At 35.6% G+C, this 10,468-nt stretch carries 12 protein-coding genes and 1 pseudogene; 11 read left to right on the forward strand and 2 right to left on the reverse strand.

Annotated features, from left to right (window positions below):
- The first annotated feature begins 9 nt into the window (after positions 1-9).
- Both HHL20_RS19345 and HHL20_RS19350 read left to right on the forward strand, forming a co-directional pair.
- The gene (locus HHL20_RS19345; RefSeq protein ID WP_169232794.1) at positions 10-213 is read left to right on the forward strand and encodes a hypothetical protein; all 204 of its coding nucleotides are present in this window, start codon (positions 10-12) and stop codon (positions 211-213) included.
- A gap of 191 nt (positions 214-404) precedes the next feature.
- On the forward strand, positions 405-1,565 hold the full coding sequence (locus HHL20_RS19350) for a thioredoxin family protein (protein ID WP_169232795.1): 1,161 nt from the start codon (positions 405-407) through the stop codon (positions 1,563-1,565).
- A 68-nt stretch (positions 1,566-1,633) separates the two neighbouring features.
- Here HHL20_RS19350 and HHL20_RS19355 read toward each other — a convergent pair whose 3' ends face one another.
- The gene (locus HHL20_RS19355; protein WP_169232796.1) at positions 1,634-2,656 is read right to left on the reverse strand and encodes a 3-oxoacyl-ACP synthase III family protein; all 1,023 of its coding nucleotides are present in this window, start codon (positions 2,654-2,656) and stop codon (positions 1,634-1,636) included.
- Positions 2,657-2,729: 73 nt separating this feature from the next.
- On the opposite strand from HHL20_RS19355, the gene HHL20_RS19360 reads away from it, so the two are divergent.
- From HHL20_RS19360 to HHL20_RS19385, 6 genes are all read left to right on the forward strand, one after another.
- Positions 2,730-3,629, forward strand: a complete 900-nt coding sequence (locus HHL20_RS19360) for a magnesium transporter CorA family protein (RefSeq protein ID WP_169232797.1) — start codon at positions 2,730-2,732, stop codon at positions 3,627-3,629.
- 112 nt (positions 3,630-3,741) lie between these two features.
- Entirely contained in the window at positions 3,742-5,328 is a 1,587-nt protein-coding gene (locus tag HHL20_RS19365; RefSeq protein ID WP_169232798.1) for a patatin-like phospholipase family protein, read from the forward strand.
- A gap of 21 nt (positions 5,329-5,349) precedes the next feature.
- Entirely contained in the window at positions 5,350-5,919 is a 570-nt protein-coding gene (locus tag HHL20_RS19370) for a hypothetical protein (RefSeq protein WP_169232799.1), read from the forward strand.
- Complete coding sequence (locus tag HHL20_RS19375) at positions 5,909-6,082, forward strand: hypothetical protein (RefSeq protein WP_169232800.1); 174 nt, start codon at positions 5,909-5,911, stop codon at positions 6,080-6,082. Before HHL20_RS19370 ends, HHL20_RS19375 begins: the two co-directional genes overlap by 11 nt.
- Before the next feature lie 6 nt (positions 6,083-6,088).
- A complete protein-coding gene (locus HHL20_RS19380) occupies positions 6,089-6,586 on the forward strand; it encodes a DUF2199 domain-containing protein (RefSeq protein WP_169232801.1) in 498 nt (165 codons plus the stop codon).
- A 38-nt stretch (positions 6,587-6,624) separates the two neighbouring features.
- Positions 6,625-6,996, forward strand: coding sequence for a glyoxalase (locus HHL20_RS19385; RefSeq protein ID WP_169232802.1), 372 nt, complete (start codon positions 6,625-6,627; stop codon positions 6,994-6,996).
- 302 nt (positions 6,997-7,298) lie between these two features.
- On the opposite strand, the gene HHL20_RS19390 is transcribed toward HHL20_RS19385, so the two are convergent.
- Entirely contained in the window at positions 7,299-7,862 is a 564-nt protein-coding gene (locus HHL20_RS19390; RefSeq protein WP_169232803.1) for a DNA-3-methyladenine glycosylase I, read from the reverse strand.
- Between the two features lie 160 nt (positions 7,863-8,022).
- Between HHL20_RS19390 and HHL20_RS19395 the strand changes: the two genes are divergently transcribed.
- The 3 genes and pseudogenes from HHL20_RS19395 to HHL20_RS19405 form a co-directional block, all read left to right on the forward strand.
- A complete protein-coding gene (locus tag HHL20_RS19395) occupies positions 8,023-8,832 on the forward strand; it encodes a vWA domain-containing protein (protein WP_169232804.1) in 810 nt (269 codons plus the stop codon).
- 373 nt (positions 8,833-9,205) lie between these two features.
- Positions 9,206-9,820: a hypothetical protein gene (locus HHL20_RS19400; RefSeq protein ID WP_169232805.1), complete on the forward strand. Its 615-nt coding sequence runs from the start codon at positions 9,206-9,208 to the stop codon at positions 9,818-9,820.
- A gap of 383 nt (positions 9,821-10,203) precedes the next feature.
- Positions 10,204-10,468: pseudogene (locus HHL20_RS19405) on the forward strand (T9SS type A sorting domain-containing protein); the annotation flags it as partial.

Consider the following 10,468-nt stretch of genomic DNA (forward strand, 5'->3'; position numbering starts at 1 on the left):
AAATATTCTATGAGAAAATTATTCACAGCAGCAGTTTTTGCATCACTATTTTTAGGGAGCTGCGCACAGAAAAAAGAAAACAGGGAAGAATTTAAAGATGAAAGGAACAAAGAATATATGAGAAACAGTATGGGTGACACCGCTGCGGCTAATTCTGAAATGGCTGCGCCGGACAGTTTAAAAACAAAATCTGATTCATCAACAACAAAATAATACAGCCGCAGGATTTCCTGCGGTTTTTGTTTACAGTTCCTTGTTCCGTACAGAGAAAAACGCTTTTTTAATACATTACATACTTTAACTTTGATCCAGGAAAATAATCAAACGAAAGCTGTAACAATTTTTATGTAGCAGAGACTGATTTGTTAACATAATTATTACATTTGCAATCAATATAAAGTATTATGAAAAAATTATCAATATTCTCAGCTCTTTTCATTGGAGCGTTGGCATTTGCACAGGGAATCAAATTTGAAGATACCAACTTCAGCACTATTCTTGCAAAAGCAAAAAAAGAAAACAAACTTGTATTCATCGATGCTTATGCTTCATGGTGCGGACCTTGTAAGCTGATGGTAAAAAATGTTTTTCCACAGCCGGCCGTAGGAGATTATTACAATTCCCATTTCGTGAATGCGAAAATTGACATGGAAAAAGGGGAAGGAATAGAACTTGCCAAAAAATACAACGTAAAAGCATTCCCTACTTATCTTTTTGTAGACGGAAACGGCGAAGTAGTACACAGAACACTGGGATATGTTGAGGAAAACGATTTCATCCAGTTTGCAAAAGATGCGGGAGATCCGAATAAAAGATTAGGAGCATTAAAACAGAAGTTCGAAAACGGAGAAAAAGATCCTGAATTCCTGAAAAATCTTGCCGGACTTACCATGTACAATGATGCAGAATTTTCAGCGAAAGTAATGGAACGCTACTTCAACGGAAAATCGGAACTTGACAGGGAGGATATACAGATGCTTTTATCGGCAACACAAAGCACGGAAAGTCCGCTATACAAAACATTTTTAGCGAAAAAAGCGGAAATCACTAAAGTTCTTCCTCTGGAAAGATATGATGCTTTCGATAAAAATATAAAAGTGAATACGGCTATCAGAAAAGCTTATAACCCCGATACTAAGAAATGGAATGATGGCGCTTTCATAACGGAAGCTCAGAAGTTCTTAACCAAAGAAGAAGCAGAAAAAATCCTGAAAAGAGCTAAAGCAAGCAGAGCATTGAAGGATAAAGATATCGCCACTTACGAAAAATTAACAATAGAACTGTACAAGGATCCTTCGGCTTCCAGCTCAGAAGATCTGAATTCTGTTGCCTGGAATTTCTTTGAAAATGTCACCAATAAGACATCCCTTGAAAAAGCAGTGACATGGGCTCAGGAATCGGTTAAGAAAAGTGAAAACTACGCAAACACTGATACGCTAGCTAATCTTTACAATAAAATAGGAGATAAGAAAAATGCCAGACTTTGGGCTGAAAAATCTATCGAACTGGCAAAAAAATCAGGTGAGGATTATTCAGACACAGAAAAGTTGCTGAACAGTCTTTAAGAAAATTTAAGCAAAAAAAATCGGCGCGGAAAATAAATTTTCCGCGCCGATTTTTTTGTAATTTGTTGTTAATATTCAAATAAAACACTTCCCCACGTAAAGCCGCTTCCAAAAGCGGAAAGCAATACAAGATCTCCTCTTTTGATCTTTCCTTCTTCAATTGCTTCACTCAGCGCAATTGGAATAGACGCTGCCGTTGTGTTTCCGTATTTTTGGATGTTGTTGTGAACTTTCTCATCCGGAAGCCCGAATTTCTGCTGTACAAACTGGGCAATTCTAAGATTAGCCTGGTGCGGAATAAACATATCAAGATCTTCACTGGTTTTTCCCGCTTTATCAAGTGCTTCCTGCATGGTTTCAGGGAATCTTGTTACCGCATGCTTGAAAACAAAGTTTCCGTTCATGATCGGGTATACTTCCTTGTTGGTTACATTTTCAGGTTCTTTTCTCATCCTATCGCTCCAGCCGAATTTAGAACCCGGGAACTGCGTGCAGAGCTCATCCGCAAATTTCCCTTCAGAATGCATATTTACGGCCAAAATATCTCCTGCATTTTCATCTTCGGTTGCCGAAAGAACAATCGCTCCTGCCCCATCACCGAAAATGACGGAAACTCCCCTACCTTCATCCGAAAAATCCAATCCGAAAGAATGAATTTCTGCACCCACAACGAGGATATTTTTATAATTCCCGGCTTTAATAAAAGCATTGGCAACACTCATTGCGTACACAAATCCGGAACATTGGTTTCTTACATCTAAAGCACCAATGGTATCACACCCCAGCATTTCCTGAAGCAATACCCCGCATCCCGGGAAATAATAATCCGGAGAAAGGGTGGCAAAAATAATATAATCGATATCTTTTGAAGTAAGTCCGGCATTGGCAATGGCTTTTTCCGAAGCTTTGAAACCAAGATAAGCTGTAGTTTCCTGAGAATCATTTCTGTTTTTTCTGTGTCTTCTTTCTTTTATGCCGGTTCTTTCTGTAATCCATTCGTCATTGGTCGTCATTAATTGTGCTAGATCATCATTCGTAACAATGTTATCCGGAACATGGAATCCGATACCCTTTATTGTACTTTTAATCATATAGTTTTTTAATTTTGACAAAGATAAAACTTATTTAACACATAGTTTTTCAAAATATTACTATTTTTACTTTATGCCAATTGAGACAATTTACAGAGATTCCCAGTGCGAATGGGTAGATGTGGAAGCTCCGTCTGCGGAGGACCTGAAATTTTTGCATGAAAGATATGAGATCAATAATCTTCTGCTGGAAGATACCCTCGATCCCAATCACCTTCCCAAATATGAAGAGGACGGCGATGTGAAATTTTTTCTTCTGCGCGAAAGTACCGAGCTGGAACGTAAAAGCCTCAACACCATCAGTGATATCAGTACCAAAATAGGAATTTTCCTGCTGGGTAAGAAGATCATTACGATTCATCGTATGAAAACCAAAAGCCTTTCAGAAACCAAAAAGCAGCTTTCCTTGCTTACCACCGAAGTAACCGCTGATCATATCGCACTGAAAATTGCCCTGCTGATTATGAAAAGTTTTGATGATGAATCGGTAAGCCTTTTTGAAACAATGGATAATATAGAAAGTGAAATTTTCCTTAAAAATACCAATCATACCAATCAGATTAAAAGATTATACAAACTGAAAAGAAAATCGGGGCTGAATTCCCGAGTGCTTACCATTTCCTCCGATGCTATTGATAAGTTTAAACTCCTGGATTTACAGGATTCTGAAATTTATGACCTGAAGGACAAACATAAGGATGTAGTGGCCGATTTTGAACACCTTAACATACAAATTACCAACCTTATTTCTATGTTCCTGGCTTTGTCAGATCAGAAAGCCAATCAGGTCATGAAAGTTCTTGCGATCTACTCCGTTTATTTTTTACCGATCACCTTTATTGCCGGTGTCTACGGAATGAATTTCGATAATATGCCGGAACTCCACACCAGGAACGGCTATTTCTTTACACTCGGGCTAATGGCTCTCGTAGTCATCTGTACATTCATCTATGCAAGAAGAAAACAATGGTAAGTCTACGGTTTCAAATCTCGTGAAAATACGGTATCAAAGTTTTCATGATTATTATTAATTTTAACTTCATTCGCGAGACCATCGCACTTTAACACTAAACCAGATTATAACCATGAAACCGGAAATACTTAAAAAATTACTGAAAGAAGATGTTCTTTCAAAAGAGTCCAAAGAAAAGCTGGCCGCCTTACATGACCGTATTTCGGCAAAGGAATTTTCTGATCTTTTAGATGCCGAAGGAAATCAATATGTTGAATTCGTACAGGAAGGTGGCGGTGTTTGGGGAAGCGCTCTGGTAGGTTATCTCTATGGGCTGGAAATGTTCGGAATCCGTTTTCTTAAAGTAGCGGGAACAAGTGCCGGAGCCATCAACACAATATTGATTGCCGCCTGCAAAACGAAGGAAGATGCAAAAAGTGAAACCATTAAAGACATTCTCTTCAACTGGAATTTTGCCGATTTTATGGATGGTAAACCCTATGTAAGAACGACGATTCACGCCATGCTGAACAATAAGAATTTCCTGAAAATCAATGCTTATCTTGCTATAGGAATTCTGGCTTTTTTCGGGATTCTGGCCTTTGTATATCCTACAGATAAGATATGGCAGACAAAGGTTCTTTTTTCGATTCCTATGGTTTTGGTGATTGTTGGAGTGTTATTTTTTGCAAAATTTTATTCCGATCTGAGGAAAAAAAACTCGGGTCTAAATCCGGGAAATACTTTTCTGGCAACTATGAAAGATGCTCTTAACAAACTTGGGATTACAACTGTTGCTGATCTTAATGAAAAGTTTGTTAGAAAAGGTAAAGACCTTAACCTCAGCTACCGTTACGGAAACGAAATGCAGTATTACGATAAGGCTCTGGAAAGTATAGAGGAGATCAGAATTAATAATAATGAACATATTGATAAGATCCGCTATAAAATCTTCTACGACAGCACTGTTAACAACGAATACTATAAAAAAGACCCGTTCTATCTTCTGAAATCAGAATATATCGTTATTACTACCGATATCAATGCCAAAATAAAGGTTGAGCTACCTACGATGGCCAATCTGTACTGGTCTGAAGAGGAATTGAAACACATCAGTCCGGCAGAGTTTGTACGGGCTTCCATGTCCGTACCTTTCTTTTTTGAGCCGATGCAGAAAGCCATTAATAAGAATGATGATTCCGTTAAATATGCCTGGAAATTCTGGATGAATACGATTCCTGAAAATATTAATCCCGCCGGTGTGTTTATTGATGGCGGCAGTATTTCCAATTTCCCGATCGATCTTTTCCATGCCACCGATATTTTTTATCCAAGGATGCCTTTATTCGGGGTACAGCTTACCAGCGATTCTGATCTGCTTTCAGAAAAAGGAAAAACGGCAGCAGAGGTACTGAAATCTCCCCTCACCTATTCCGGAAATATCATCAGCACTTTAAAAGGTTTTAATGATAAAACGTTTCTCACGAAACATACGTTCTATCACCTGTACAGCATTCAGACCGTGAATTGCGGAAACAGCAGCTGGCTGAATTTCTTTATGAAAAAGGATGAAAAAGAAGCGCTATTCAACCGCGGTTTTCAGGCTGCCCTCGATTTTCTAAGCAATTTCGACTGGGACAAATATAAATGCGAACGCATGATGCTTTCGATGAAGGAGAAAAAGATTCTGAAGGAAGAGGATACGAAAACAGTTGGGTAATTTATAATTAAAATCCATAAAATGAAAACTCGATTCTTTGCTTTGTCAATTTTAGTCCTTTCAGCCTATTCATGTATGAAAGGTCTACCAGAGTGGACGGTTGATGAACTATACTTTCAAAAAATTGAAGGGACCTCAAAAGTCTTATATAAATATGATGCTTGGGGAGGACGTGATTCCAATGCAAATGGCTTCATCATCTTAGATTCTACTGATAATTTCAAAATTGATTTATCAAAAGAATTACCATTTTATATATTATCAGAAATTCCAAAGAGTTCGAATATCGAAGGTATTATTCACGATTGCTATGATTCTTGTGGAGAAAGTTATTATAAAACAAATCCCATCTATAGACCAATGAAAACTGAAAATAGTATTAATAATGGAATAAATGTTATTACAAGAACATTTCAGTATCGTGGCTATTCCGAAAAAGATCATGCGTTAGAACGTTATGTTTTTGAAAGATTTAATGAAACTTCCGATAGTTTATTCTTTTATAATTTAAATGATGTTGAAAGTCTGAATGGAATTCATCTTAATGAATTAAAAGTAAAAAAAAGGAGAAGTTTATCTAATGGAAAATAATAAAAATCAAATCGTTAAAATAATAATTAATGAAGCAAGTTTAAATCCAAAAAATAAAAATCTTGAACAAATAAGAAGCATTTTTTTAACTCCAACACATGAAATTAATGATTCACAATTTTCTGAAATGGGTATATTTAGACAAGTTAAAACTTCAAAATAATAAATCATGAAATACATTTGTCAATGCTGTGGCGAAGAAAAGGAGGACTGGCCTGCCATTGCGTATTCAGCACCTTATCCTTATTTTAATTTATCTGATGAAGAAGCAGCAAATTCAGAATTATCTGCAGATTTATGTATCATCAGATATTCAGATGAGACCTGTTATTTTATAAGGGCAGTACTTGTTCAGGAGGTGAATGAAAACTGTCAGGATCTTGAGTACGGAGTATGGGTTTCCTTAAGTGAGAAAAGCTATAATGAATATGTTGAGAATTATCATAATGAAGAATTTGAAAGCGGCTTTTTTGGCTGGCTTTCCAATAATCTGCCGGATTATTCATTTGAGGAACCCATTCCAACAGATGTTATTGTAAATAATAAAATAGGACGACCGTTTGTATACCCTCATGAAAGTCATAATCATCCTTTTGTAAATGATTTCTATATTGGAATTTCAAAAGAAGAAGCTGAAAAGAGAATTGATTTTGTATTAAATCAATGATAAAATTAAAGTAATTTTGTGTTCATAAAATCCCGATGATGCTTAACAAAACAGACCTTAGAGAAAATTTATCAATTCCCGTATCAGATGATGCGGGCCAAATCGAAGTATTTCAGAATCAAACCTTACGCCCAATCCTTAAATTACAGAATGAAATTTTTCTTATGCTGTTTAAGGATTATGCACTCGGCAAAATTTCGGATTTTAATTTTCTAACCTTAGAAAAAAAGCTGAATTTTATTGAACAAAGCCTCCGAAAGGATCATACATTGAAAAATATATTTATCGGAATGACCATAGGAATGTTAACTGCTGAAGAAATGGAAGTTTATATTTCAGGCAAGAATGTTTTTAACAAAAGAATTATCACGATGCTCACCGAACGGCTGAAAAGTCAAATGGAAAAATAAATATTTAAAGATTTGGTATGAAGAACAAAAAAATTTCTAAATATTTATTAGTTATCGGGTGCTGTATGTTTCCGTTATTCCTATTAATGTTTATTGTAGGCATCTCCATGTTTACTGCTCGTGGAAAATTTCCCGATTACCTGGTAAGGTTAACAGAAATTTGTTTTGTTTTTAATATTCCTGTCTTAATCTTAGGTATATTTCTTGTGACAATGGGTTTGATTTAAAAAAAACTAAACTATTAATATTAGTCGATTATAGAATCCTGCTTCGGTGAGTCAAACCGCAAAAAAATCGCTAAATTACTTTTTAGAGTCCCCTTTTAACCATAACGGCTTTTTCTTCAACACGTCCTTGTAGATACTGCAATCTTCAGAATGTGCTCCCTTTAAATACCCAATGCTCATCAGGAATTCATTCACAATTTCACCCCCTGTAAATTTGAAAGTTTTCTTGAAAAGCTTCATCCATTCCGGTAGTGTTTTCGGGTGATGATCTTCCAGCCATTTTTCAAATGAACCGAATTCTTTTTGTAATTCGATAATGGTTTTTGCGTTTTCTATGGCTGCGTTTACCTTTAATTTATTCCTGATAATTCCGGGGTCGGTCAGCAGCCTTTCACGGTCAGTTTCATCATAAGCCGCCACTTTTTGAATATCAAAATTGTCATATGCTTTCCTGAAGCCTTCTTCTTTTTTCAGGATCGTTTCCCAGCTCAGTCCCGCCTGGTTAATTTCCATCACCAGTCTTCCGAACAATTCATTGTCATCATGAATCGGGAAACCGTAATGATAATCGTGGTAATTTTTATGCAGTTCTCTTCTGCTTTCCGGCTGCATTCTGTCAATGGCTGCGCAATAACTCATAATAGTATTTTTTGTGAAATTTAATCTTTTTGCTTTTATATTACAAATATAAACGGGAATGATGACAACTGTATGGCAACAGAAAATTATATGACCTTCTAATTAAACCGGAAAAATTAGTATTTTCGGCTTTAAATTCCAGAAAAACCGATTTCAAACCATGAAGTATTTATTTTTGATTCTTGCTGTACTGATAAAATGCGATAAAAGAGACACCCATCAGGCTAAACATCAAAATATTCCTCAACAGAATACAGCGCTTTTGGTTGATAATTCGCTTACCATGATTGCAAAAGATTTTGAACCCGACAGAATTTCGGTTCTTAAAGAGGCCATCAAAAAGATAATTGAACACAAAAAGGAAAACCAGGCTTTCTCAATCGTTGTTTTTGCGGGCAATTCTTATATTCTGTGTCCTTTGACAAAGGATAAAAACAAACTGCTTTCTGCTGTCAACCGATTAAATACGGGAATAATGAAACTCAGGCCGGGAACTAATTTTGCAAATGCGCTGCTTAACGGGATCAGTTCTTTATCCGGTGAATTTGATCACAAATCGATGATATTATTCAGCGACGGAAAAGAAACCATCCATTCTTATGCTCTAGAAATCCCTCTGGAAGACGCAAAAAGGAACAATATTGCCATCCATAGTGTGATGATTACTCCTAAAGATTTTACTATACTGCCGGTAACTATGGATATGAAAGGAAATTTTGAATTTGCCAAAATGAAAGCCGAACCTGCAGACAGCACCCTGATGAAGAAAATATCTTCTGAAACAAACGGCAATTTTAAGTTATTTTATACTAAACAGGAAATTCAGAAATTCAATTTTAGTTCCATTATTGAAAGTTCTCATAAAGAGAACAGAAAAGTTTCTCCCAAAGTTAATGACAACGAATTGAGTAAAATTTATATGCAAATTCAGAAAACAAATGACAGTCTTAAAATCATATTTCAAAAGTAATATCAAAAAATATAATAAACAATAATCAAAAAAAATATAATATACTAAGCTAAAAATCTACTACAGTAGAATAAAAATGCACTACAGTGAAGTAAAAAACCAGTAAAGCACAATAAACAACTCTTACACTTTCCGAAATAACTCTTACAGAATAGAAAAAAATTAATACTCTAAAGAATTTATGTGATGCATTTTAATAAAAACAGACATTACAATGAAAAAATTCTACATATAAATATTTGGTTTAAGTGTATTATAAATCATAACAAAATGATATATTTATCCCATTAATTTTAAAACAAAATACTATGGGAATTTTAAAAGAAGAGTATGTACCTATTGCTGATGCACTATTAAATAGCTCAGTAGAGATTTGAACCTTTTTGAAGCAGAAAATCATATATACAATGCAGCCTACCTTTCTGCAATGCAAAACAAAACGAATGAAGTGCGGGCAAAAGAAACAGGCGATGCAGTGTTGCTCTTACAGAAAAAAACAACTCAGGAACTTTATACGCTGGGCAGCGAATTGTCGAAACCAATGAAGCTTTTAAATATTGTATTTGATAAAGCCAAAATAAAAACTACCTTACCCAGCGATGTCATTAAAAAAGTGAACAAAAGAAATTTTGAAGGAGTGTTAAACAGTCTTAGTTCCTTAAAGGATGTCATTGCATCGCAATCTCCCCTGCTGATATCCAGCGGAATGAAACCGGACACAGAAACATTGATCCAGAATACTTTTGATGCGATTACCGCAAAAAGCAATGAGCAAAGCGCTTACCAGCAGCAACGGAAAGCTTTTACTTCTGCCAATAAAGGTCTTTATAAAGAACTGTATGTATATATTAGTGAAGTGGCAAGAATGGGAAAAATTATTTTCCAGGGAGAGCAGAAAGCTTCGGAATATACTTTGGAAAATCTTATTGCTTTGGTGAATTCTTCAAGAAAAAACAAACCTGCGGATGGAAATCAAAATAAGGAATAATCAGGTAAAATTTGATGATCTTATACAGAAATTTTTAGCAACCTTAATTTTTACGATACAAGTGTAAGCAATTACTTGCTACAGAAAACTGCGAATTTTACATAACCAAATTATTTAGATTAAGCCCGTGTCTCTATAACTGATACAGGCTAAGTCTTTCTGGATTGTCGGGTTCTTCGCAGTACCTCTCTTACTGTATACTTAGTTCTGCACTTTCTTTTTTTGGGATAGTTTCCAACCTTTTTTAGAAACAGTATCTTAATAAAACAAGTACACAACAGCCTTTAAGGCAAATTAAAAGCGGTACGAAAATTATGGGGTTTTTACGGATGGTTTTATAAACATCGAAAAAATTATCTTCGCAACTTTAATTAACATCAAATATGAATAAAATTTATTCCGGGGCAATTTTCTTATGCTCCGTTTTGGGAATTTCTGCCCAGGAAGTAGTCTGGCAGAAAGACATTCCCTCTTCCACGCAGGAGTTTCTCTCGCAAATTACCCCAACCATTGATCAGCAATATTTAATTTCGGGAAGTTCTATTGTTCCTTCTAAAGATTCTGGAAACGGACAAAACAGGGGGTATGACCTTCGTTTGATGAAGCTTAACCAGCAGGGAGAGACCGTTTGGGAAAAATATTTCTCAG

It is taken from the genome of Chryseobacterium cheonjiense, assembly GCF_012927265.1.
In the GTDB taxonomy this organism is placed as follows: Bacteria; Bacteroidota; Bacteroidia; order Flavobacteriales; family Weeksellaceae; genus Chryseobacterium; species Chryseobacterium cheonjiense.

Excerpts from the sequence above, each read along its gene's own strand:
- HHL20_RS19345 (WP_169232794.1), top strand. The coding sequence starts at position 10 with ATGAGAAAATTATTCACAGCAGCAGTTTTTGCATCACTATTTTTAGGG.
- HHL20_RS19350 (WP_169232795.1), top strand. The coding sequence starts at position 405 with ATGAAAAAATTATCAATATTCTCAGCTCTTTTCATTGGAGCGTTGGCA.
- HHL20_RS19355 (WP_169232796.1), bottom strand. The coding sequence starts at position 2,656 with ATGATTAAAAGTACAATAAAGGGTATCGGATTCCATGTTCCGGATAAC.
- HHL20_RS19360 (WP_169232797.1), top strand. The coding sequence starts at position 2,730 with ATGCCAATTGAGACAATTTACAGAGATTCCCAGTGCGAATGGGTAGAT.
- HHL20_RS19365 (WP_169232798.1), top strand. The coding sequence starts at position 3,742 with ATGAAACCGGAAATACTTAAAAAATTACTGAAAGAAGATGTTCTTTCA.
- HHL20_RS19370 (WP_169232799.1), top strand. The coding sequence starts at position 5,350 with ATGAAAACTCGATTCTTTGCTTTGTCAATTTTAGTCCTTTCAGCCTAT.
- HHL20_RS19375 (WP_169232800.1), top strand. The coding sequence starts at position 5,909 with ATGGAAAATAATAAAAATCAAATCGTTAAAATAATAATTAATGAAGCA.
- HHL20_RS19380 (WP_169232801.1), top strand. The coding sequence starts at position 6,089 with ATGAAATACATTTGTCAATGCTGTGGCGAAGAAAAGGAGGACTGGCCT.
- HHL20_RS19385 (WP_169232802.1), top strand. The coding sequence starts at position 6,625 with ATGCTTAACAAAACAGACCTTAGAGAAAATTTATCAATTCCCGTATCA.
- HHL20_RS19390 (WP_169232803.1), bottom strand. The coding sequence starts at position 7,862 with ATGAGTTATTGCGCAGCCATTGACAGAATGCAGCCGGAAAGCAGAAGA.
- HHL20_RS19395 (WP_169232804.1), top strand. The coding sequence starts at position 8,023 with ATGAAGTATTTATTTTTGATTCTTGCTGTACTGATAAAATGCGATAAA.